General features: G+C 53.4%; 18 protein-coding genes. 10 read left to right on the plus strand and 8 right to left on the minus strand.

Annotated elements, in window-relative coordinates:
• Position 1 precedes the first annotated feature (1 nt).
• Complete coding sequence (locus Q3Y66_RS08120) at positions 2–1,048, plus strand: bifunctional diguanylate cyclase/phosphodiesterase (RefSeq protein ID WP_050805281.1); 1,047 nt, start codon at positions 2–4, stop codon at positions 1,046–1,048.
• 1,162 nt (positions 1,049–2,210) lie between these two features.
• Complete coding sequence (locus Q3Y66_RS08125) at positions 2,211–2,951, plus strand: Crp/Fnr family transcriptional regulator (protein ID WP_008956709.1); 741 nt, start codon at positions 2,211–2,213, stop codon at positions 2,949–2,951.
• A gap of 223 nt (positions 2,952–3,174) precedes the next feature.
• Here Q3Y66_RS08125 and Q3Y66_RS08130 read toward each other — a convergent pair whose 3' ends face one another.
• On the minus strand, positions 3,175–3,321 hold the full coding sequence (locus tag Q3Y66_RS08130; protein ID WP_008956708.1) for a hypothetical protein: 147 nt from the start codon (positions 3,319–3,321) through the stop codon (positions 3,175–3,177).
• A 40-nt stretch (positions 3,322–3,361) separates the two neighbouring features.
• Positions 3,362–3,802 (minus strand): phosphoesterase, encoded by a 441-nt coding sequence (locus Q3Y66_RS08135; RefSeq protein WP_008956707.1) that lies wholly within the window; start codon positions 3,800–3,802, stop codon positions 3,362–3,364.
• Positions 3,803–4,472: 670 nt separating this feature from the next.
• On the opposite strand from Q3Y66_RS08135, the gene Q3Y66_RS08140 reads away from it, so the two are divergent.
• Positions 4,473–5,585, plus strand: a complete 1,113-nt coding sequence (locus Q3Y66_RS08140) for an RNA-guided endonuclease TnpB family protein (RefSeq protein ID WP_008956706.1) — start codon at positions 4,473–4,475, stop codon at positions 5,583–5,585.
• Positions 5,586–5,758: 173 nt separating this feature from the next.
• Here the strand turns inward: Q3Y66_RS08140 and Q3Y66_RS08145 are convergent, their stop codons facing one another.
• From Q3Y66_RS08145 to Q3Y66_RS08160, 4 genes are all read right to left on the minus strand, one after another.
• Positions 5,759–7,516 (minus strand): sensor domain-containing phosphodiesterase, encoded by a 1,758-nt coding sequence (locus Q3Y66_RS08145; protein WP_008956705.1) that lies wholly within the window; start codon positions 7,514–7,516, stop codon positions 5,759–5,761.
• Positions 7,517–7,725: 209 nt separating this feature from the next.
• A complete protein-coding gene (locus tag Q3Y66_RS08150; protein ID WP_008956704.1) occupies positions 7,726–8,313 on the minus strand; it encodes an NAD(P)H-dependent oxidoreductase in 588 nt (195 codons plus the stop codon).
• Between the two features lie 299 nt (positions 8,314–8,612).
• Positions 8,613–9,266 (minus strand): Crp/Fnr family transcriptional regulator, encoded by a 654-nt coding sequence (locus tag Q3Y66_RS08155; protein ID WP_008956703.1) that lies wholly within the window; start codon positions 9,264–9,266, stop codon positions 8,613–8,615.
• 864 nt (positions 9,267–10,130) lie between these two features.
• Positions 10,131–13,622: an EAL domain-containing protein gene (locus Q3Y66_RS08160; RefSeq protein ID WP_008956702.1), complete on the minus strand. Its 3,492-nt coding sequence runs from the start codon at positions 13,620–13,622 to the stop codon at positions 10,131–10,133.
• A gap of 254 nt (positions 13,623–13,876) precedes the next feature.
• Here Q3Y66_RS08160 and Q3Y66_RS08165 point away from each other — a divergent pair, with 254 nt between their 5' ends.
• The 6 genes from Q3Y66_RS08165 (at position 13,877) to Q3Y66_RS08190 (ending at position 18,596) form a co-directional block, all read left to right on the plus strand.
• Complete coding sequence (locus tag Q3Y66_RS08165) at positions 13,877–14,278, plus strand: DUF2784 domain-containing protein (protein ID WP_008956701.1); 402 nt, start codon at positions 13,877–13,879, stop codon at positions 14,276–14,278.
• A gap of 47 nt (positions 14,279–14,325) precedes the next feature.
• The gene (locus Q3Y66_RS08170) at positions 14,326–15,696 is read left to right on the plus strand and encodes a CHAD domain-containing protein (RefSeq protein WP_008956700.1); all 1,371 of its coding nucleotides are present in this window, start codon (positions 14,326–14,328) and stop codon (positions 15,694–15,696) included.
• Positions 15,697–15,781: 85 nt separating this feature from the next.
• Positions 15,782–15,988 carry a ParD-like family protein gene (locus Q3Y66_RS08175; protein WP_008956699.1) on the plus strand — a complete coding sequence of 69 codons (207 nt, stop codon included), beginning with the start codon at positions 15,782–15,784 and terminating at the stop codon, positions 15,986–15,988.
• Positions 15,981–16,787 (plus strand): type I methionyl aminopeptidase, encoded by an 807-nt coding sequence (gene map / locus Q3Y66_RS08180; protein WP_008956698.1) that lies wholly within the window; start codon positions 15,981–15,983, stop codon positions 16,785–16,787. The genes Q3Y66_RS08175 and map overlap by 8 nt, the downstream gene beginning before the upstream one ends.
• A gap of 105 nt (positions 16,788–16,892) precedes the next feature.
• Positions 16,893–18,287, plus strand: a complete 1,395-nt coding sequence (locus tag Q3Y66_RS08185; protein WP_008956697.1) for a S8 family serine peptidase — start codon at positions 16,893–16,895, stop codon at positions 18,285–18,287.
• Between the two features lie 69 nt (positions 18,288–18,356).
• Positions 18,357–18,596 (plus strand): hypothetical protein, encoded by a 240-nt coding sequence (locus Q3Y66_RS08190; protein ID WP_008956696.1) that lies wholly within the window; start codon positions 18,357–18,359, stop codon positions 18,594–18,596.
• A 161-nt stretch (positions 18,597–18,757) separates the two neighbouring features.
• On the opposite strand, the gene Q3Y66_RS08195 is transcribed toward Q3Y66_RS08190, so the two are convergent.
• Positions 18,758–19,459 (minus strand): FMN-dependent NADH-azoreductase, encoded by a 702-nt coding sequence (locus Q3Y66_RS08195; protein ID WP_008956695.1) that lies wholly within the window; start codon positions 19,457–19,459, stop codon positions 18,758–18,760.
• A 120-nt stretch (positions 19,460–19,579) separates the two neighbouring features.
• On the opposite strand from Q3Y66_RS08195, the gene Q3Y66_RS08200 reads away from it, so the two are divergent.
• Complete coding sequence (locus Q3Y66_RS08200; protein WP_008956694.1) at positions 19,580–20,479, plus strand: LysR substrate-binding domain-containing protein; 900 nt, start codon at positions 19,580–19,582, stop codon at positions 20,477–20,479.
• 114 nt (positions 20,480–20,593) lie between these two features.
• On the opposite strand, the gene Q3Y66_RS08205 is transcribed toward Q3Y66_RS08200, so the two are convergent.
• Positions 20,594–22,510, minus strand: coding sequence for a DNA topoisomerase III (locus Q3Y66_RS08205; RefSeq protein WP_008956693.1), 1,917 nt, complete (start codon positions 22,508–22,510; stop codon positions 20,594–20,596).
• Positions 22,511–22,622 lie beyond the last annotated feature (112 nt).

A 22,622-nucleotide genomic window follows, 5' to 3' on the forward strand; every position in this document is an offset into this window, starting at 1 on the left:
CGTGTTTCATGATGCCTGCCATTCGCCCACCCAATCGCTAAAGCTTGCCTATCTGGCGCAGCATGATTCACTCACTGGCTTGCCCAATCGCATCCTGCTTTTAGAAAGACTTTCCCGAGCCATCGGTTTGGCGAAGCGGCATCAGCATCAGGTCGCTCTGATATATCTAGACCTTGACGACTTCAAGCCCATCAACGACTCACTTTGCCATGCAGTAGGCGATTGTCTTTTAAAGTCAGTTGCTGTTCGCCTCAGCGACTGTATCCGCGACACAGACACGATATGCCGTCAGGGGGGCGACGAGTTCGTGGTGCTATTGAGTGAAATTGAAAAGCCTCAGGATGCAGTCAGAATTGCAGAGAAAATACTTGGCGCGTTAGCCGCGCCGCATCAAATCGGTAACCATGAGTTGCGTATTACCGCCAGTATCGGGATCAGCCTCTATCCCGACCACGGAACCAATGACCGTACGTTGCTCAATAATGCTGACACGGCCATGTATCAGGCGAAAAATAGCGGTTGTAACACCTACCAACTGTTCAAGGCCGACATGAATGACACGAGAGACCAACGTACCCATATTGAGTCTCAACTTCATCAGGCCTTGAAGGAAGAGTCTCTCTTTCTAAATTTCCAACCCAGGGTAGATGTAACTACCGGTGACAGGGTTAGTGCTGAAGCGCTGGTGCGCTGCTGCAATTCAACTGTTGGCAATATGGCACCCATGGCGTTTCTACCTGTCGCGGAAACTAGCGGACTTATCGTTCCCATTGGTCACCGGGGGCTGCGTGAGGTCTGCCATCGTCTACAGGCGTGGCGAGCTGAAGGCGTCAATATCGTGCCTATCGCGGTGAATATTTCCGCCATTGAACTGCGAGATAATACATTGCCCGTTCGAATTGCCGAGGTATTGGCCGAGACTGGGTTAGAAACACACTTTTTAGAATTAGAGGTAACCGAAAGCAGTCTCTTGCATAATCAAAATGTAGGCCTGAAGGGGGGAGAAAAAGGAATTTCTTACAAGATATTGGTTAGGTCGCACTGCTGAAAGTAAAAATTAGCCATGAGAAAAATGTACTCCTCCAACCATAACCTTGATCAAGGTGTACATGGTTTCCTTTCATTCACATGCATCACTATTGGGACGAATCCAGCGTTTACGATTCATGGATTGCCAATCAATCGAGCAGAACTGTCGAGGCCTATTAGGATCCATTCATAGAGCCTGGTTCGAAGATAATCCGCTGCCGAACAATGTGGACTTCCCTGAGCTAAAGGCATGGTATTAAAGGCTGCAAGAGGGCGAGGATGCAGCACGCACATTACAACTACACTCACTTAAATACGTAAACGTTGAGCTGCACTTCGCATTTGCGCGCCGGTAATGGCGAACGTTATATCAGAATGGCCTGAACGTCCGTTTTGGGCGGATAACGAAGGCTCAGCCTAGGACGTCGTTTGTCCATAATGACGACCGCTCGCTTATGTGTTCTGTTGCCTGCACTGCAATGCAGCGAATACAGATGCAGTACAGAAATGAGTAATCAGCCGTTAACAGCTGCCACTAGGCCACCAAATGAGAACGAAATGTTCTATCGGTAATGTGGGTATGAGACTGTGAAGGCGAATATTTCATCAATCATGTTCTGTTAGGTCAGTAAAGTTTAAAGACATAAACCACGTAAGTAATTTTTGGTGTTGGGTTTTAACTTTAATTAAACTAATACCTTTTTATTAAATAAAAGCATTGCTTACTTAGTTAATATGTATCAATCTTGTGCTTTGACAGCAGACATCTGCTCGAAAACATTAACTCGCTCAGTATGGGCGGCCACAAGCCAGCACTGTCAGATAAATATATGCCCCTTAGATGGGGCGTTTTTATTTTTGGTGTTTGAGATCGCTTACACATACAGAAGGCAATGCCCAGCCTATACCGGCAATAGTAGATATTACGATCACAAGGTGACGCCAGGAATGCCCATTTAGCATGACAATCGCCACACCCGCGGTTGGTATTTTAAAATGGAAGGGAGCTTAAAGCGTCAAGGGTGGGGCACTTTCCATAAAACGCTTTCCAGTAGCGATTTAAAATTAGCGCTATCTATTCTCCTCTCTGGAGTCCATCCTTGTTGTTGATATTTAATGTCGAAAGACGCGCAGGCAAAATGTTGCATTCGGCTTCATAGCTGCAAATTATGGAGCCCTCTATGAAAACCATTCTCCTCACGCCTAACCTCCTTATGACCCGTAAGTTAGAAAGTATCTTTCTTCTCACCGATAAGGAGAAAGAGGCAATAAGTAACTTACCGATTAAAACAATGGCCCTTCGTTCAGGACAAGACATATCAAAAGTAAGCGATCAGCCTACTAAATGCTGCCTTATTATTGAGGGGTTTACGTGTTCTTATAAGCTGACTGCTGAAGGAAAACGTCAAATAATGTCGCTTTTTATACCGGGCGATATCCCTGATTTGCAAAGCTTGCATTTGCCGTATTTGGATATGAATATTGCCTCGATTACTCCTTGCCTGCTTGGCTTTATTGAACACGATGATATGCACAACATCTGTGAGCATAATCCACGACTTTACGCCGCTTTCTGGCGTGAGACCTTGGTTTGCGCCTCTATCACACGGGAGTGGCTGTTAAACACTGGGCAACGCCAAGGGTACAGTCGCATTGCCCACCTTCTCTGCGAGCTGATGGTACGACTTAAGGCGGTAGGGTTGGCTAAAGAGGCAACGTTCGTTATGCCCGTTACCCAGGCGGAGTTAGGGGATTCGACAGGCCTGACGCCTATCCATGTGAATAGAGTGCTCCAGGCGCTTCGTGCAGATGGGTTAATTCACAGTAATAAAAATCAGATAACCGTACCTGATTGGGAAAAGTTAAAGGAAGCGGGAGAGTTCGACTCTCTTTACCTGTACTTAGTGGAAGAACCACACTAGGCTCAGGGACTTATGCGCCGTCATGGCGAATCAGTTTTCATCGCTTCCAGACGGCAGGTCAACACCCATTAAGCTACCCATCTCCGCTTGAACCACGTTATTCAGTGCCCAACCCGCTAACTTCTGTCTCTACCTGCCCACGTCGCTTCATCCAGCGCATCACGATCCAGCACAGCGCTGCCCAGCTTGCCCCAGCCGTCCAGCCGGCAAGCACATCGGTCGGTCAATGCACTCCGAGATAGACGCGGCTTATGCCTACCAGCAGGGTCAGTAATATCGCCAGAATCAAAAGGTATGCCTTCAGCCTCAGCGCGGGCTGCACGCGGGTGAGTAGCGCGGCCAGGGTAAGGTAGGTCACGGCAGACATCATTGAGTGGCTGCTGGGAAAGCTCGCGGTGTAGACCATGGCTTCATGAGGCACGAGATCCGGGAGAGCGATCAAAACCCATCTTCATCACAGTGCTGAGTAGTAGGCCGCCGGGCACCGCGATCGAGGCAAAGAGGGCCGCGCGGTAGCGTCTAGCGAGTAACAGGTAGTCCAGGGCACCCAGAGTGATAAGTAACAGCACGCCAACACCGCCAAGCGCGGCAAAATCCCGCCCCATTTCCTCGACCCAGCCTGGCCCGATCGGATCGCTAAGGTCGGCGGGATTGCGAAGGGCGAGCAGCAGACTCTCATCGACGCTCTGGGTGTCCCCCTCAGTGACTTCGTCGGCCAGCGCGACGAACCCCCAGATCCCACCGGAAAGTACCGCGACGCATAGCAGCATCGCTAGTTCGTAGCGGCCGAGCCGAGCCAGCAAGGAGAAGCTATGGTGTCCAGCTTGTCTAATTTTTTCATGGCGCTTCATTTGCAACTACTTTGCTTTGATAATTCACACGCAACGTCGACTCCAGTCGAATGGGTTTTAAAGTGGCGACTGAGCCCAGGTATCCCATCAGAACTACCTGAAAGGCCGCTTTGACCGGATGCTACCATTGGTAAATTATCACTTAGCATGGATGGTGACGAAGTAGTTAGCTGGGCTCAGCTCAATTATCGTTTTGTTCTGTGTACTGGCGCCTGAATGTCTGCGGTGCGTGTAGGTATATGCTCGCCTATGATAGCTGACCATGTGTTAATTTGAGCACGGTAAGTTTCAGTATTAGGCACTCATTCAACATCTTAAAGGCGCACCCGCCTTAGTCTGCCAGCGAGCGCCAGTGGAAAAGATAGAGATAGAAGAGGGCGATACTCAGCCGGGTCTTCGCTAAACAGGAGCCAGCTATTGGAGTCGAACCCACACACGTATTCTTTGCCCACTTCAGGCTCTTTCACCTGAAAGCGTCTACTTGAAGAAGGTACCGCAGCAATAACGAAGATACCCGAGGGAGCCCAAATCAACTGGAGAAACTCAGGCAATTAGCATTATCAGTCAGCGCGGAAAGCCTCGTACTTTTAGTGCGAGGATTGATAGTGCGGCATCCGCTAAGACGCCTTGTGTCTTGCAGCCTTACAATATTTCGTTTAAATTGTAAGTTATGAAAACCGAACGCGCTTTCAGATACCGCTTTTACCCTACGCCCGAGCAGGCAACCTTGCTGGCACGGACGTTTGGGTGCGTGCGGTTTGTCTGGAACGCGGTGCTTCGCTATCGCACCGATGCGTTCTATCAGCGTCAGGAAAAGATCGGTTACAACGACGCAAGCGCGTTTTTAACGCAGTTGAAAAAGCAGCCTGACACCGCGTTCCTGGCCGAAGTCAGTTCGGTGCCGTTGCAACAATGTCTGCGACATCAGCAAATGGCGTTTAAGCATTTCTTTGCCAAGCGGGCACGCTATCCCAGCTTTAAATTCAAAAAGCATCGCCAGTCGGCCACCTTTGCCAGTTCGGCGTTTTCATACCGTGCCGGCCTGATCACGCTAGCCAAGTGCAGCGAACCGCTTAATATTCGCTGGAGCCGCGACTTGCCCACCCATCCGAGCAGTGTCACCGTCTCCAAAGATGCAGCCGGGCGATATTTCATCAGCTGTCTGTGCACAGTGGAGACGGAAGCGTTTGATATAGTCCCGAAGATGGTGGGCATTGATCTTGGGCTGAAAGATTTGTTCGTCACCAGTGACGGAAAGCGAGTTAATAATCCGCGCCATACGGCGCGCTATGCCCGCAAGCTGGCGCGGGCGCAGCGGCAATTGAGCCGAAAGCAAAAAGGCTCGAATAACCGTGCCAAGGCGCGGCTAAAGGTTGCTAAATGCCACGCTAAAATTGCCGATAGTCGGCTTGACCATCTCCATAAACTCACCCGCCAGATCGTCAACGAGAACCAAGTGATCGCGGCGGAGAGTTTGCAGGTTAAGAATATGGTCAAAAATCGGCCTCTATCCAAAGCCATTAGCGATGTCAGCTGGGGTGAGCTGGTGCGCCAGCTTGAGTACAAATCGGCTTGGGCGGGACGGCAGTTCGTCCAAATTGACCGCTGGTACCCCAGCAGCAAACGCTGTCATGGCTGTGGCTTTGTGATGGCATCACTACCACTGAATGTCCGTACCTGGGATTGCCCGGGCTGCGACACCCAAGGCATTGATCGTGACCTCAATGCCGCCCGCAACATCCTACAAGCAGGCACCGCGCTATTAGCCGGTGCCGAGAGTTAAAGTCAATACCGAAGGGCATTCGGGAATCTACGCCTGTGGAGTTTGTGTCAGACCGGCAATGCCAAGGCATTGAAGGCGGCGAACAACGAAGCAGGAACCTGGGAGGTGACAACCAGGGAATCCCCTTCCTTTCCGCCGCAAGGCGGCAGCGCAAGTTGAGGGAGGAGAGGATGTCAATGAACTGTTCTGTTATGTAGCCACTTTTCGAATACCAAAGGCAATAGTGGTTTAGCGATAAAATATCCCTGGGCTTCGTCGCAGCCTAGTTCCATGAGGCGGCGGTAGGAGATATCGTTTTCTATTCCTTCGGCTACCACTCGGTAGCCTAGGTCATGGGCCATTGAAATCATGGAATTAACCAGCGTCTCGGTGCGCGCGTCCTGACCAAGCTCGGTGATAAAGCGGCGGTCTATTTTTACGGTGTGGGCAGGAATCTCATGCAGATAGGAGAGACTGCTATAGCCGGTACCAAAATCGTCAATAGCGATTCGCAATCCTGCCGCTATTAACGCCTTAAGCTGGTTGGCCGCTATCTGTCCCTGTCCAATCAGAGCGCTTTCGGTAAGTTCTACTTCTATAGCGGTACTCGGAAGTGACATGCGCGCCATTTCATCCAAAAGCCGAACGGCAAAATCCTCCTCCTCAAGGTTGGTCGCTGATACATTGATCGAAATCTGGAGTGTTTCTCCTTGTTGATGCCAAGCCTTCGCCTGACGAATGGCGTGACGCAACACCCACTGCGTTAATGGTTTTGCCATGGGGGTATTTTCGATCAGTGGAATAAACTCGCCAGGCGATACCTCTCCCAAGGTTGGGTGATGCCACCGCAACAGGGCTTCCGCTCCTAAACACTCGCCGCTGCCAAGGGAGACGCGTGGTTGGAAAACCAGGTAAAGCTCATCCTCACTTTCTAGTGCCCGGCCGATGTCGCCCAGCAGGGTAAAGCGCCGTTGATAATGGGCATCCAAGGCCAATGAAAAGAGCCCGGCAACTTCTCCAGCCTGGCGAGCATCCAGGCAAGCGGCATGAGCGGTTCGCAAGACATCCGCGGCTTTAACTTCGCCCAGACAAAAGGGAGCGATGCCCGTGATGGGGTGTATCAATACTGGAACGTCGCGGGTGGATTCGAGTGCGAGCAGCGCTTGGCGTAAACGAATAGCCTCTTCCAGCAGATCAGCATCACTCGCTTGGTTCACCAGATGCACGAATTGACATCCGCCCAGGTAATAGAGCGTTGATGCTGAACCGATGGTCTGTTGAAGGCAACGAGCGGCAATCCGTGCCAGCTCATCAAGAAAAGCGGGGCCCATGTTACGGTGAAGCGTACTTAATTCATTGGCATCGACCACCTCGGTAAATAACGCAACCCTTCGTCCGTTCGGTGCATCTCGCTCCATGTCTTGCAGGTCTTCGGCAAACTGATGACGGTTGGAAAGGCCCGTCATCGGGTCGATTCGGCCGAAAGCATGCTGCAATTCAATCTGTGCCATTACCATGGCAGCCAGATCGTAGAGCGTCGCTTGCTCTTGCTCAGACACCTCACGTGGTTGAGTGCCCAGAACGCACATCGCGCCCAAGGTATGGCCCTCTCGCGTCACTAGCGGTGCACCCGCGTAGAAACGAATGCCTGAGTTTGCTAAATAGCTATTCCGGTAGCAGTCCGAGGCGAGAAGATCCGGGATGATAAGGATTTTAGAGGAGTTACAGACATCTGCGCAGGGCGCTGTTTCACGGGGTATCTCCCAATGATCAACGCCTACCCTAGACTTAAACCACTGACGGTTTGCATCTGTAAGCGACACGGCTGCGATTGGCAAACCGAAAAGCTGACTGGCCATCCTTGTGATCCGGTCAAAGCTTTCACTGGGAGAGGTATCCAGCAGATTTAACTGTCGGAGTGCGAACAAACGATCCTGTTCTTGGGTATTCATTATGCGTTGCACTACCCTGTGGAGAATATTGATCCTTGAGTAATGATTATACTAATCAAATGTGAATGTCATTGTTTGATAAAATACACTTTTTTAAGCTTTTTACATTAGGGCCATTAATGGTTACGAGATCGTCAGGTGCAGAATTTACCCCATGAGCTGGATCAGAAGATATCCTGGCTTCGGAACTGACATCTTCACTGCCGGTCTCATTTGGCTTTTGCCCCGAGCTCATGCAACTTGAAGAACCACTCATTGCGTTTCTGCTCGTTCATTGTCTCCACGCTACCGATCAGTGTCTCACGTACCGGCGAGAAGCCGACAAAGCCGAGGATATTGCGCTCCAGCGATTTGACGCTGTGAGCCCGGTAGAGATGACGATAGATCACTGCTGGCATGCCCATGGTCACCACTAGCCGTGCCGAGCGTCCGGTCAGTCCCTTTTTTCCCAGCGGGTTGCCTTCCACGTACTCGAAGGCGAAGCCTGGGCGCAGCACTTGTTCCAAGAACGCTTTGACCAGAGCCGGCATGTCGCCAAGCCACAGTGGAAAGATCAGTACTAGGTGCTGGCACCAGTCGATGGATTTCTGCGCCGCCGTCAGTGAAGCGGGCAGAGGGGTCGTTTGCCACTCCTGCTGGCTGCGTAGCAGCGGGAATTCCAGGGAGGCGAGGTCGGTCAGGCGTATCTCATGGCCGTTAGCCTGGGCACCTTTGCAGTAGTGATCTGCAAGAGAATGGCAAAGGTGCGCCTTGCTGGCATCGGGGTGGCCCTGCAGGATCAGAATTCGCTGGCTCATGTGGGTGGGTTCTCGCTGCAAGCAGAGTGATAAGAGGTTGCATTCAGTATAGGCACAAGGAGAGAGATTCAGGTGTATTCGATTGCATGTGTCGTTCTTGCCGAACAGTGTAAGAGGGTGCCTTTATTAGGCGGTTCTTAATCAGGCTTTTGCTGCTTATCTGGACACAGTTATTTAATAAGGGATGCTAGATGGGTTTAGGTGTGTAAGCACAAGTGCTAAAAGATTACTGTTGGCCGAATTTACAATCTTCTTCCAACTTAATGTCTAGAGTAACGTTAAGGCTTCTTCCGTGAGGCCTATTCAGGTACGTTCTGGCAATGCAGGTAAGTCGGGTCAAATTGCGAAAATTGCTTTAACCGATCCCAGTCTAGGATCGTCAAGCGTTTCTTCTCTAGTTTCACCAAGCCTTCGTGGCGTAGCTTTTGAAGAACGCGATTGATATGTACCTGCGTTAGCCCCATCGACTCACTCAGTTCCGCCTGGGTCAGTGGAAATTCAATACCATCATCTTCAGCACTTCCAGCCATCCTAGTGCGTATCAGCATCTCACAAAAAATATGTGCCAAGCGCGCCTCGGCCGGCCGAGTTCCCATATTAACCAGCCATACACGTAAAACGGCTTCATCCACAAGCGTTGACCAGAAAAGCGCTCGCGCCAGTCGGTGGTGGTTTTCCATTATATTACGTATCTCAACCGCTGGAAATTTGTGCATTGTCACTGGGGTAAGCGCGCGTATTGAGTGATCCATTTCTTCGAGAATGGTGATATGCACATCACATAGATCGCCCGGAATCAGGAAGGCCATAATGTGATTATCGCCATTTTCCAAAAGCTTGTAGCGACATGCCCACCCCTTTTCTATGAGATAGACGTTTTCAGGCCGCTCGCCTTCCTTAATGATAACGTCTCCTTTCTGCACAGCGATGCTTCGGGTGCCCGCCGTTTCCATTACCTGTATTTCCTCTTTGGAGAGAGTCATGTAGTAGCTTAATTTGTTAACCAATGAAGTAATCAATGTCTCTCTCCTCTATCTAGTGAGTGTACTTACAGTTATCTCTTATATATAGCTCAAGGCAGTATGGCAGGCATTAAGAGAAGAAAAAGAGGGATTTCCTGCACAATATTGGTTAGTGCGCACTGCTGAAAGTAAAAATTAACCATGAGAGAAATGTACTCTTCCAGCCGTAACCTTGGTACAGGTGTACATGGGCACTTGTCATTCACACGCGCCACTGGGTCGAATTCAGCTTTTGGGCACCAGCAAAATAAGGGGGAAGTGATAGGGGGGTATCATTAGACCCGGTACGCAAAGCGCCACGGTTCTATTGGATGAAGGCTTATTCCGGAAGCTGGTGCTCTAGCCGATATAGCGTACTATCCATTTTGATCAGCTTGGTGGCGACACTACTTAGGCTAAGGGGCTGATTGCGCCCGCTTTCTTTGCATCCATCACACTGTCTTTGTTCCCTCAACCGCGCTTCGAGCGCCTGAGCGGAAATGGCGCGGCTAATAAACCAGACACCCTGCCCCAGCTGTTGGATACAGCCATTTCTAGCAGTATCCGGCGCTGTTCATCGGTTTGGCATCACTGGAAGACGAGTCTGTCCGCCTGGCAGATCTTGTCAGCACCTTCCAGCTCAGAGAAGGCGTTGCATCGTCGGCTCCGTCGCTGCCTCAAAAGCCACTGAGATCTGAGGTATCCACTGCGGCAAACTAACGATAATCTAAAGCTGGCCAGTAGGCTCATATAAAGAAAACCATTGAAGGCTCAACATCAGGGTGACCCCACAGGAGAGTCACCTCAATGTTGCCGTCATACGTTAGATGTCATTTGGGCTTTTTGAGTGAGCCAGGTGATAAGGCTGTCCAGCGGCATCGGTTTGGCAAACAGGTAGCCTTGGAAAACCTCGCAGCCTAGCGACATCAAATAGTCGTGTTGTTCTACCGTTTCGATACCTTCGGCAACCACCCTAAGGTCAAGCTCCAGCGCCAAGGTAATAACGCCCTGGCAGATAGCGGCGTTCTTGTCGCTCTTGGCAGCATCCTGCACGAAGCTACGGTCGATCTTGATCTTGTCGATGGGCAGGTCGCGCAGGTAACTCAGGCTGGAAAAACCGGTGCCGAAGTCGTCAATGGCAGTACTAACACCCATGCTACTCAGGGCGTGGAGGATATCGATGGCGCCGTCGGCATCACGCATCAGGATGCCTTCAGTCAGTTCTAGTTCCAAATGCTCAGGTGCAAGGTGCGTCTCGTTCAGTACATTGCGCAACGTGCTGAGGAAGTTGGGGCGGTGAAACTGAAGGGGCGAGAGGTTGACTGCCATGCGTCCTGTTAACAGGCCTTGTGCCACCAGCTGTTGGGCGTCTTTACAGGCCTGCCGCATCACCCAGCGGCTTAGCGGAATGATCTGACCGGTCTCCTCCGCAATGGGAATAAACGTCGCTGGCGAGATAAAGCCTTTGGTCGGGTGGTACCAGCGAACCAACGCTTCCAGTCCGTCGACATCGCCTTCTCGGTTAATCAGGGGCTGGTAATGCAGATTGAGATGGCCGTGCTCGATGGCTTCCTGTAGCTCGCTGCGCAGGGTAACGCGCTGACTGAGCTTTCTGTCGAGATCGTCCGTATACACCTCGTAGGTATTACGGCCTTGCTGCTTGGCTTTGTACATGGCCATGTCCGCGTGCTGAAGCAGCCGCTCGGGTTCATCAATCCCGCCGCGATTGATGGCGATACCAATGCTGGCCGATACGTGGAGCTCGTGGCCGCTGACCCGGTGGGGTTTATTGAGTGCATCCAACAGCCGGCCAGCCACTTCTTCGGCTTCATCGGGGTGACTCAAGTCGGGCAGCAGCAGCACGAACTCATCGCCACCCAAACGGGCGAGGGTATCACTGGCCCGCAACCCCTGCTGCAGCTTCTCTGCTACGCTGATCAAGAGCTGATCACCAACATTGTGACCAAGCGTATCGTTGATAGGTTTGAACTCATCCAGATCCACGAACAGCACGGCCAACGTTTGGCCATTGCGAGCCGCCAATTCGACGTCATGGGCCAAATGATCACTGAATAGCGCTCGATTACCAAGGCCGGTCAAAACGTCGTGGGTCGCCTGGTAAGCCAGCTGGCCCTCCTGCTCTTTACGCTCGGAGCTATCGTTGATGATGCAGATGAAGTGGCTAACCCGCTGGTTGGCATCCTTCACCGGCGACAGGAACAGTTGGTTCCAAAAAGGGGAGCCATCGCGACGATAAGTGCGCACGGTGGTAGAAAGGCTAGTGCCGTGCTGGAACGCTGCTTGGATCTGCTCAGTGTCCGCAGTATCCGTTTCAGCGCTGCTGAGAAGTAGCGGCGCGTGGCCGATGACTTCTTGCTCTAGATAACCGGTGATACGCGTGAACGCGGGGTTCACATACACCACCTGTTGTTCATCCGTACGAACGTCAATGATCATGGCACCGTTGCCGCTCGCTGCAAGGCTACGCTCCAGGATGTGCAGCCTCTCCTCAGCGGCAACGCGATCGGTAATGTCCTTGGCAATACCGAAGACTCCGTTGACCTCACCATCGACCACAATGGGCACCATTGTCACTTCCAGGTCTTGATAACCCCCCACGCGCACGAAGCGCATGGTATAGCTGCTTGGGAGACCGTTGACGGCGCGATTGAAAGCGGTCTCCGTACGCTCTACATCCTGCTTGGAACACGCTGGTTCACAGACGACTGAGCGGAAGTGTTTTCCCAATAAGTCGCTTTCCGAGAGCCCCACGATGGCTTCCGTCACCGGATTGAGGCTTTCGTAGGTGCCGTCACGATGATGGGCAAATACCGCATCTGGATTCTGGGTGAACAGAGATCGGAAGCGCTGCTCATTGAGCTGCAAAGCAGCGGCTTGTTGTTCACGGAAGGCGATGAGGGCACGGCTGATGATCAACTGATAAGAAAACACTAAACCCAGCAGACCAAAGATCACCGGCAGAGCGCCGGGCAGGCTGTTCAACGACAGCGGCCCATCCAGTGCTGTAATCGTGAAGGTCGGCCCGCCGGGCAACGTCACCTTGCGTGAATCAAACGTCCTCTGGATCTGGGCTTCGTGCCCATCTTTGGCCGTCAGAGTGCCCCACATTTGGTCGTTTGAGGTATAAGTGATGGTGAAGCCACTCGTATCCAGGTGACGCTGCAACTGGATGATCTCAGCTAAGTCGATGGCAGCCAGCATGGTAGTCTGCCCCCGATCGAACGTCACCGCTAGTAAGCCGTAGCTGCTGCGTTCGGGATCAGGAAAATGCCAACTGACACGCTGATGAAGTTCATTTTGCTGACGTAGCCAGCCCAGTGTTGCTGGGCTGGTCAGTTGATCCATCATCCATAGTAGGTTCGCCGGTTCGCGACCCACTTGCCATCGTACTTGGGCGTCATCGGCTAAGTGAACGATGGCCAGCAAGCTTGGCTCGTCACGCATGTAGGTTCGCATCTCTACCTCTTGGAGCTCGCGAACGACACGGCGACCCTCGTCTCTTAGCGCCATCCAGCGCTCTGTTAGGCGCTCAATCTGTTTTACTCTTGACTCAATTCGCTGCTCCATGCCATCGGCGACATTGTTCACTAGCGTATCGGCAGCGGTGAGGCGGGCGTTGTACTGTACCCAGCTGCTGGCCAGCCAGATCATAATGCTGACCGTGACGCCTACCACACCGACGATAATGGCAGAGCGGGGAAGGGGCAGCGTCGGATAGGTGTGCTGATGGGCAATAATCAGTAGAGCTGCGCCCAGCAGGAGGCAGAATAAGCTACCCATGGAAGTGAGGCCTGCCACCGAGTCGGGCGGCGTCTGGGTGATCAGTGGGTAAGCCAACGTAGTAACGCCGATTATGATCGATGCCCAGCCGATCAAACGATAACCGCGCCGGGTGTCCCCTGATGTTGGAGAAAAGAAACAACTCGTTCCCATGATCACTACCAGCAACGCAGGTACCGTGCCCAGGCGTGGCTGCCCGGTGAGCCATGAAAGCCCGTCGTCCGTTCCTGGTGCGAGAAGATCATGACCAAGGCTATAACCACCCAATGCGATCATCAAGCCGCCAGCTAAACGTCGCCAGCGTGGCTGGTGGCTCAGCAGGGCTAGTAGGCCGACGCTAACCATCAGCACGGCAAGGGTGCCGTCAGGGCTCAAACGCCACTGTGGCGGTAGCGGGAGGTGAGCAACGCGGTCTAGCAACAGGCTGCTGACACCAATCAGCAAGCAGCTAGTGAGCAGAATCAAAAGCCAAGCCTGCATGGCGAGACGACGGTTAGACTGAGCCATCTGTTGTTGTCCTTCGGCTATGGTGTGCGGTTCAAGCATTGCCCCGATGGGAAGGAGAAACAGGGGAGGCCTTACAGGCGGTCATTTAGTCGGCAGTGACCAAAAAATATTGCGCTGTTATACAGGAGTAAGCTTAGTGTGCAATTAGAAATAAGTATTATAAAAGCGGGTTTTTATTAACATACGCTGGTAATCATGTAAACAAATGTTTCAGTTAGAGGTTGAGGTGTTTTGTGACAGATAGCCCATTCCCTATGCCACCGTCCCTGCTACTTTTGCTAGCCGACGCCATCCTCATACTTCATGTGTTGTTTGTGACCTTCGTGGTACTCGGCTTATTCGCAGTATACGCGGGCTATTTTCTGAACTGGCAGTGGGTGCGCAATCGCATTTTCCGCATCGTGCATTTGTGCGCGATTGGCTATGTGGTCGTTCAAGCCTGGTTAGGTGTTGTTTGCCCGTTAACCACCTGGGAAATGGCGCTTAGAGCAGAGGTGGGGGCTGGCACCTATTCGGGGTCATTTATTCAGCACTGGCTGCATAGCCTGCTCTATTTCACGTTACCGGCGTGGGTGTTTGTGGTGGTTTATTCGCTATTCGGCAGCTTGGTGTTGGCGAGTTGGTTTGTGGTGAAGCCTCGTCAGCACTCTCCATAGAAGATGGGCGTGTACTAAACTTTGCGTATCACACCTGGGAGCAGCTCATGCGGCACTTATACCTAATGCGGCACGCCAAGGCCAAACAGCCCAGTGGCGATATGACCGACCACCAACGGCCGTTGCGAAAGCGGGGTAAGCGTCAGGCAGCGGCGATGGCGCCTGTGCTGCAGCGCTGGCAAGCGTTCGAAGGGGAGATTTACGTCAGTACAGCGGCTCGCACGCGAGAAACTTTCGCCGAAATAGCAGCGCAACTGCCTGAAAGCACCCTGACCAAACAAGCTCACTTCAATGAAGACCTATACACTTTCGATGGTGGCGGGCTGCAGACATGGCTCAAAGCGTTACCGAATAAAGCCGAAAGGGTACTGGTGATTGGACATAACCCGGCGCTGTACGATCTGGCACGTTGGCTCGATAAGACGGTGCCGGATTCGCTGCCCACCGGTAGCGTGCTGCATTTCACGCTGTCTGGCACTGCCTGGAAAAGTTTAGGGCAGGGCGATGCCAAGCTGGTGGGCTGCCTCACTCCAGAAGTGGCCAGTTACCCACTTTTCAAGCGCCTTGCCCCTCAACCACCTAAACACAAAAGCGACACCGCCAGCCGTATGCGTGACATGCTGGCGCATCAGTATCAAATGATCCGGGCCTTGGAACCTGGCGTCATCGCAGGTGTTGATCCTGAATTTCTGCACCAGTATCGGGTCAACCTGCGCCGTAGCCGAGCAGTTGGTGAGTCCGTGCGCTCCATTACCAAGGTGCCTGGCCTGAAGAAGATGCTTAAGCGGCTCAAGCATCGTGCCCAGGCCACCAGTGACCTGCGTGATATTGATGTGTTTCTGGAGGATATGGTCAAGACGCCCTCGCCGCTCTCTGCGGTTGCTCGCCAGGGATTGACGCAGTGGCTGCAGGCTAACCAGCGGGAACGGCACCAGACGCTGTGCCAGCAGTTAAATGCACCGGCGTACGCTGAAGAGCTTGAGGGCTGGCAGAGTTTTATCGCTTCCGATGATGTTGGAAAGGCGCTGTCAAAACTCACGCTAAAACGCATCAAGGCAGTACTGGATGAGCGCATCACACGCCACGATGAGGATCTGGCGGCACTCTCATTGGACGCTCACGACGCCGAGTTCCATGAACTGCGCAAGGGCGTGAAGCGGATTCGTTACCTGGCTGATTTAAACCCAGAGACTCCTGAGCCGTTCCTGACTGAATTAAAGCACCGCCAGGGCCTGCTCGGCGACTATCAAGACCTGTGTACCCGTCAGGCTTGGCTGGATGCGTTTAGCGCAAGTCCCGATAACGACCCGCAACAACAGCAGGAGTGTACCCAGTGGCGCGCTTCGTTAGAGAAGCCGAAGCTGGCGCTGCGCAAGAAAGTATTGGCGTTGAAACCTTTCTCAAACGTTACAGCTTAACGTAACAAGGTAGCCTTGCCGCCAGTCGTTACGCGATATATGATCCGTATATGATTTATATTCGTTTCATATACTGGATGGTGTGATGGGTATCGTAAAAATCAATGATCAGCTGCACGAAGATATTCGCAAAGCGAGCTCGGTGATGGTGCGTTCTATCAATGCCCAGGCGGAGTACTGGATAAAAGTAGGTATGCTCGCTGAGGCCAATCCGAGCATGACTTTCTCTGAGATTATGCGTGAGCAAATGAAACAAGCCGACGTTGAAGTAAGGAAAGTAGCCGGTGAGTGAGGTAGCGCTGAAAAACGAGGAGGAGTTGCGCTTAATGCGGGAAGCCGGTCGGCTACTCGGATTGGTGTTCAGTCATCTCGACCAACGGATAGCGCCCGGCGTATCCACCATGGCGATTAACGATTGGGCCGAGCGTTATATCGTCGATTACCTGAAGGCTCGCCCGGCCAGTAAGGGGCAATACGATTACCAATACGTATTGAATGCCTCAGTGAACCACGTAGTGTGCCATGGCATTCCATCCGACAAGCAAACGCTCAAATCAGGCGATATCGTCAATGTCGACATTACCCTGGAGAAAGACGGCTTTATTGCTGACTCCAGCAAGATGTACCTGATTGGCGATGTCACTCCCTATGCCAAGCGACTGGTCGATAAAACCTATGAAGCCATGTGGCAAGGGATTCAAGCGGTCAAGCCCGGTGCCACCTTGGGCGATGTGGGTTATGCGATTCAGCAACATGCCGAACAGCATGGCTACTCTGTGGTTCGTGAGTATTGCGGCCACGGCATTGGCCGGGAAATGCATGAAGAGCCGGAGGTGCTGCATTACGGAAAGAAAGGCAGAGGCTTGGCGTTAAAAGAGGGCATGGTGTTTACCATCGAGCCCATGATTAATCAGGGCAGGGCCAAGATAAAAACCAAGCGGGATGGTTGGACGGTGGTGACCAGTGACAAGACATTGTCAGCCCAGTGGGAGCACACGATTGCCGTCACTGCTTCCGGTTTTGAAGTGCTCACCCTTCGGGCTGAAGAGCGTCTTCCCGATGAACTCAATCAATCTGGCGAAGATCATTAGGTGCGTTAAGCTGAAAGCACGACTTTCTGCATGGAGAGACTTTGCTTTCTATGGGTAAGCACTTGAGCAGTAACGTTTGAAAGCCAGACGAAATGGAGGTCAGCGATGGCTAAAAAACCGACAGGCCGCGGAAACGGTAACACACCCACTGGAGAAAACGGGGCGCTTGCCACCGTATCGTGTAGCACCGAAAAACTTCTGTTGGCGGCCCTGGAGCGGGGAGGCAGCTGTCTGGAAACAGGGCGCTTTCTTATCAGCTTTCGTGACGGATGGATGGAAGAGGGTATCAAGTCGTTAAAAGCCCAGAACTTTCGGGTGGCCGATGCCCGTGACTTTACCGATCAGGCCGTCAGCCTGGAAGACGCTGGGGATGCCGAAGCGATGGTGTTTCCCGAGCTAGGCGTGGCACTGGTGGGTGGTGATGCCTTGGAGCAACATGGCATGAGTGTGTTGGATAAGGTGTCAGCGGATAGTCCTATCGAAATCATTGAGCCGGAGTACTTTGCGTTTTCCGAGAGCTCTGGTTTTAAAAGCTCTGATTTTAAAAATGCTGATTCTAAAAACTCTGGTTCTAAAAACTCTGGTTCTAAAAACTCAGAGTACCTCCGCGGCTTCTTGCGGGCAGCGAGTACCATCGCGCGCGACTTGGGTGTCGACCTTGATAGGGAGGACACCGATGAGGGGGCGGAGTCTGACGCTCAGCAGTCGACATGGGGGTTAACCCGGTGCAGGGTGACGCAAAGTAGTTGGAGTGGTGCAGGTATTAAGGTGGCCGTGCTGGATACCGGAATGGATCTTGGCCACCCGGATTTCGCTGGACGGGAATTCGTTACCCGCTCGTTCGTTGGGGAGCCGGTGCAAGATATGAATGGGCACGGTACGCACTGTATCGGCACGGCCTGTGGACCCGAGGCGCCAAGTGAAAGCACGCAGCGTTACGGTATCGCATATGAAGCGGAGGTCTTCGTCGGGAAGGTGCTGACCAACTCGGGCAGCAGTACCGGGGCGGGCGTGCTCGCTGGCTTGAACTGGGCCATCGCCAACCGGTGTGAGGTGATCTCGATGTCGCTTGGCAGCCAGAGCCCGGTGCAGGCCGCCTACACCCATGCGGGTGAAGCGGCGCTGCGTAATGGGTGCCTCATTATTGCCGCGGCGGGGAATTCTGCGACCAATACCGGCGCACCTGCCAACTCGCCTACCGTGATGTCAGTCGCGTCTCTCGATCCGAACCTAAAGCCCTCAAGCTTTTCTAATCATGGCAAGATTGAGATTGCTGCGCCTGGGCGCGATATCTTCTCCTCATGGCCACGGCCTACTCGGCATAAGTCGATCAGTGGCACCAGCATGGCGGCACCACACGTGGCAGGCTGCGCAGCCCTTTGGGCACAGTCTGATGACTCATTGCGGGGCAGGAAGCTGTGGCAGCAATTGATGGCTTCAGCACAAGAGCTGCCATTGCCGGAATCCAGCGTGGGAGAAGGTTTGGTGCAGGCGCCCTAACAGGGGCGACGCGCTGGGCAGCCACTTCTTTCAGGCTGTCCAGCGCACTCACTTCGGAGATAATGCCAGATGCCAACGGTAGCGCTATGGGTGATCACTATTTCCAGCGATCAACCGATAAATGAAATGGCCACGCGTCTCAGCGAGGAAGGACTGACCATCAAGGATATCCTCGAAGAGATCGGCTGTATAACCGGCTCCGCAGACGATGTCACGGCGGAACGGCTGAAGCATATACAGGGCGTGGTGGATATTGCGCCCGATATGCAGATTGATGTGGGGCCGCCGGGGGCGGATGAGACTTGGTAAGCTTATTCACCTTTCAACATAGAAGTGGAGCTGCCAAAAAGAGGAGATTAGTCGCAACCTTAGGTGGTGATAGGGGAAAGACTGGCGCACTCTTGAGAGTAGGTGCGGATATCCTAGGCTAGCGATCTCCGCACCAAACAAGAGGCTGTTGAATTCAATTACTAGGCTGATTCGGCTATTGCATTAGCCACCATTTCCTTCTGTAAGTCAGCAACCAGAGTTTCAACATCGCGCAGAGCCTCAGCAATCGATTTATCCAACACCTCCCCACCCGCTTCCTGACCTTCGATCGCGATGTAGTGAACGCGAGTGATACCGATAAACGCCAGCGCGGTGGCCAAGTGTGGTTCAAGATGGTTCATATGGGCCATTTCTTCACCGGGAGCCATATTGACGCCACCTCTAGCCGTAAGAACAATCGCTTGCCTTGGGCGGTCATCCAGTTTTGGAATGTAAGGGTCGGTCGGGTTGCTCTCGTCAATATCCACTGTTCGGCCAGCGCGCACTACTAGATCGATCCACGCCTTAAGGGCGGCAGGCATGCCGAAGTTGTAGAGTGGGGTACCGATAACGAGAATATCTGAGGCAATCAGTTCATCTACCAACTGATCGCTTTCTGCCAGCGCATTTTTCATCCAAGGCTCTAGATGTTCCTCAGGCGTAAACGCAGACGCAATCCAGTCATGGTTGATAAAAGAGGGTGGGTGTTGGCCGATATCCCGGTAGGTGACGGTGTCTTTCGGACGACTGGATTGCCAGTGGTTTATGAATCGCTGAGACAGGTGGCGGCTGTGGGAGCCGTGCTCATCTTTTCCCGCAATTCCGGGGCGTGCGCTAGCGTCTATGTGCAGGATATGAGACATGGGGAAACTCCAGTTATGAGCTAAACTCATCTATGATTAACGACAGACTTAGCGTAGGCCTTGATCAGTGGCCCAAACAAACGATCTTTTCTTGCTGTAATAGATGAGCAAAACTCATTCATGAGCACTCGACGATTACCCTCACTGTCAGCACTTCGCGCCTTTGAAGCGGCTGCCCGCCATCAAAGTGCCAAGCAGGCGGCGCTAGAGCTCTCGGTGACACCTACTGCCATTAGCCATCAAATTCGTGGGCTTGAGGAGGCGCTGGGCATTGCGCTGTTTATTCGCAAGCCCAGGCAACTTGAACTTACTCCGCGCGGGCGGGAGCTGCAGCAGGTGTTGGAAGCTTCGTTCGACAATATTAGTCACACCATTGAGCGTCTGAGCGCCATACCGGAACGCCGTGGAATTACCCTCACGACCACCCCAGTCGTGGCAGTGCGCTGGCTACTGCCTTGGGTTTGCCTGCTGCGTGACGCCCATCCCGGCATTGACCTGCGCATTCATGCCTCCCATGAGCCTGTTGCGCTGGATGGCGTTACTGCCGATCTCGCCATTCGCCATGGCGATGGACGCTGGCCTGGGTTAGTGGCTGAAAAACTGTTTGATACCACGTTGATTCCAACCTGCAGCCCGCAACTTGTGAAGCACGTTGCAGGCGATTTCACGAAGTATCCGCTGATTCACTTTCGTCCTCAGGGCATATTGATTTCGCCAATGGATTGGGTTGGCTATCAAAAAGTAGCGCAGATACCGGGATTGAGTATCGACGCAGGATTGGCTTTTTCTGATGAAAGCCACGCTATCTCGGCGGCTGTTGGTGGTCAGGGGGTGATGCTGATGAGCCGACAACTGATTGAGGATGAGCTGGCCGAAGGCCGTCTGGTGCAACCCTTTGGCCCCGAACTAAATGACCGCGCCTTTTTCCTGGTCTACCCAGAAAGCCGCCGCAACGATCCGACCCTTCTGGCTATCCGGGAGTGGGTGATGGCGGTACCGGGAGTTAAATCAAAACAGTAAACTTATATTTGAATCCAGTTTATACCGTTATCTTGAGTGGGTTATCTATCCGGACCACCTTTCTGCCTATCGAGTGCATAACGATTGAACAGCGGATCATTTCACCCAATGTTGTTAACTCGTTTTCTTTCTACTGACGGTACTTCTCTTTTTGGTATAACGCTTGCTTGTCTTACCCGTGCGCTTCGCTGGCGTGCTGGTTTCCCCCTGGGCGGTCTGCAGGCTCTGCCTTAACTTGGCCGCGTCGCTGTGGGTGAGCAGGCCGCGTAGATCATCCAGCAGCGCTTGCTGAAACGCGCCAGGGTCGTCTTGTTGTTCGGAAATCGCCCGTAGGCGCTGTTCCCAAAGGGCGGTTCGTTCGGGCGTGCTGACAGCGCTAGGCAGGGCGGTGATCAAGGCAGTGCCAAGCTTGGTGGCGCGCAGGGCTTTTTGCTGGCGAACTAAGTAGCCGCGCTGTACCAGGGTTTCGATAATGCCCGCCCGGGTGGCTTCTGTACCCAGGCCGTCGGTGTCGCGGAGGGTGCGGCGTACGTCCGGATCATCCACGTAACGACCAATGTTCATCATCGCCTTGATCAGGCTGGCATCGGTGAACGGTTCCGGCGGGCGAGTCTCTTTCTCTTCAACGCCTGCGCCAAGTGCCTGGCATGACTCTCCTTGGGTGAGCGGGGGCAGCGGTGGGGTTTCATCGCGGGTGGTGAAGAGCGGCTTCCAGCCGGGGTCGAGAATACTTTGCCCGCGGGCACGGAAGGCTTCATTCAGTAGCGTAAACTCCGCTTTGACTTCAAAAGTGCGCAGCGGGCGATAGAACTGTGCCATCACGTTGCGCACTATGAGTCGATACACATGGCCTTCGGTGTCGGAAAGCTGACTGAAATCTGCCGGTTTGCCGGTGGGTGCGATCGCATGGTGCGCGCCCACCTGCTTATCGTTCCACGCTTTGGAGCGCAATGTGAAGTCCGCCCCATTAAGCCACTGCTGTAGTGCTTGATCGTTTTGGCAGGCGCTGGTCAGGCTGCGTTGGGCAAGCTGAAGATGCTCTTCCGGCAGGTAGCGGCAATCGGAGCGGGGGTAGGTAATCAGTTTATGGCGCTCATAAAGTCGCTGACAAATATCCAACACCATCTGCGCGGAAAGTCCATGGCGGCGGGCGGCGTCTACCTGAAGGGCAGAGAGTGAATAGGGCAGCGGCGGTGCCTGGCGTTTCTCCTGCTGGTCGAGTTTGGTCAGTTGCCCTGATGCGCCGGGTAACTGTGCTGCTAGGGCATCCGCGGGCGTGCGATCAACCAAGCGCCCTTGATCATCGAGAGGCTCATGCTCTTTGGGGGCCCACCAGGCGCGCAGTTGACCCTGGGCGACGTTGAGATCCACCCATAGTGGATAGAACGGGTGGGGTACAAAGTCGCGGATGGCGTTGTCGCGGCGCACGATCAGCCCCAGCACCGGGGTTTGCACACGGCCTACGGAAAGCACGCCGTCGTGCCCCGCTTGGCGGCCGGTGAGTGTCCAGGCACGGGTTAGATTGATGCCATACAGCCAGTCGGCACGGGAACGCGCCTGGGCTGCTAGAAAGAGCGGCTGGTACTCAACGTTGGAGCGTAGCTTGGCAAGCGCTCGGCTGACGGCGGGCTTGTTAAGATCGCTAATCAGCAGCCGCTGCACCGGGCCGCGATATTTCATGTACTCGATCACTTCCTGCACCAACAGCTGGCCCTCGCGGTCCGGGTCGCCAGCGTGCACGACATCGGTGGCCTGTTTGATCAGTTTGCGAATCACCGCCAGTTGGCCGCGTGCTTTTGAACGAGGCATCAATTTCCACTGGTGCGGCACAATCGGGAGACGATCTAAACGCCACTGTTTATCGGCGGGATCGTAGGCCTCCGGCGGCGCTTGCTCTAATAAATGCCCCAGGCACCAAGTGACGGTGGTGTCACCACACACCACTGCGCCATCCTGGCGTCGGTTAGTGCCCGGTAATGCCTCAGCAATGGCTTGGGCGAGGCTGGGTTTTTCGGCAATTATCAGGCGCATAGCAGCGAAGCCTTTATCGTATCCTTTGATGGCGCCTATGGTAGCAGACGCCTTCATCGTTAGTGACCGGGATTGGTTTGTGTGGTTGAGATACGTAGTGTGATGCGAGAAG

It is taken from the genome of Halomonas sp. HAL1 (assembly GCF_030544485.1).
GTDB lineage: Bacteria > Pseudomonadota > Gammaproteobacteria > Pseudomonadales > Halomonadaceae > Vreelandella > Vreelandella arctica.

Coding starts and splice junctions, on each gene's coding strand:
- Q3Y66_RS08125 (WP_008956709.1), top strand. CDS start 2,211: ATGAAAACCATTCTCCTCACGCCTAACCTCCTTATGACCCGTAAGTTA.
- Q3Y66_RS08130 (WP_008956708.1), bottom strand. CDS start 3,321: ATGATGTCTGCCGTGACCTACCTTACCCTGGCCGCGCTACTCACCCGC.
- Q3Y66_RS08135 (WP_008956707.1), bottom strand. CDS start 3,802: ATGAAGCGCCATGAAAAAATTAGACAAGCTGGACACCATAGCTTCTCC.
- Q3Y66_RS08140 (WP_008956706.1), top strand. CDS start 4,473: ATGAAAACCGAACGCGCTTTCAGATACCGCTTTTACCCTACGCCCGAG.
- Q3Y66_RS08145 (WP_008956705.1), bottom strand. CDS start 7,516: ATGAATACCCAAGAACAGGATCGTTTGTTCGCACTCCGACAGTTAAAT.
- Q3Y66_RS08150 (WP_008956704.1), bottom strand. CDS start 8,313: ATGAGCCAGCGAATTCTGATCCTGCAGGGCCACCCCGATGCCAGCAAG.
- Q3Y66_RS08155 (WP_008956703.1), bottom strand. CDS start 9,266: ATGGAAACGGCGGGCACCCGAAGCATCGCTGTGCAGAAAGGAGACGTT.
- Q3Y66_RS08160 (WP_008956702.1), bottom strand. CDS start 13,622: ATGGCTCAGTCTAACCGTCGTCTCGCCATGCAGGCTTGGCTTTTGATT.
- Q3Y66_RS08165 (WP_008956701.1), top strand. CDS start 13,877: ATGCCACCGTCCCTGCTACTTTTGCTAGCCGACGCCATCCTCATACTT.
- Q3Y66_RS08170 (WP_008956700.1), top strand. CDS start 14,326: ATGCGGCACTTATACCTAATGCGGCACGCCAAGGCCAAACAGCCCAGT.
- Q3Y66_RS08175 (WP_008956699.1), top strand. CDS start 15,782: ATGGGTATCGTAAAAATCAATGATCAGCTGCACGAAGATATTCGCAAA.
- Q3Y66_RS08185 (WP_008956697.1), top strand. CDS start 16,893: ATGGCTAAAAAACCGACAGGCCGCGGAAACGGTAACACACCCACTGGA.
- Q3Y66_RS08190 (WP_008956696.1), top strand. CDS start 18,357: ATGCCAACGGTAGCGCTATGGGTGATCACTATTTCCAGCGATCAACCG.
- Q3Y66_RS08195 (WP_008956695.1), bottom strand. CDS start 19,459: ATGTCTCATATCCTGCACATAGACGCTAGCGCACGCCCCGGAATTGCG.
- Q3Y66_RS08200 (WP_008956694.1), top strand. CDS start 19,580: ATGAGCACTCGACGATTACCCTCACTGTCAGCACTTCGCGCCTTTGAA.
- Q3Y66_RS08205 (WP_008956693.1), bottom strand. CDS start 22,510: ATGCGCCTGATAATTGCCGAAAAACCCAGCCTCGCCCAAGCCATTGCT.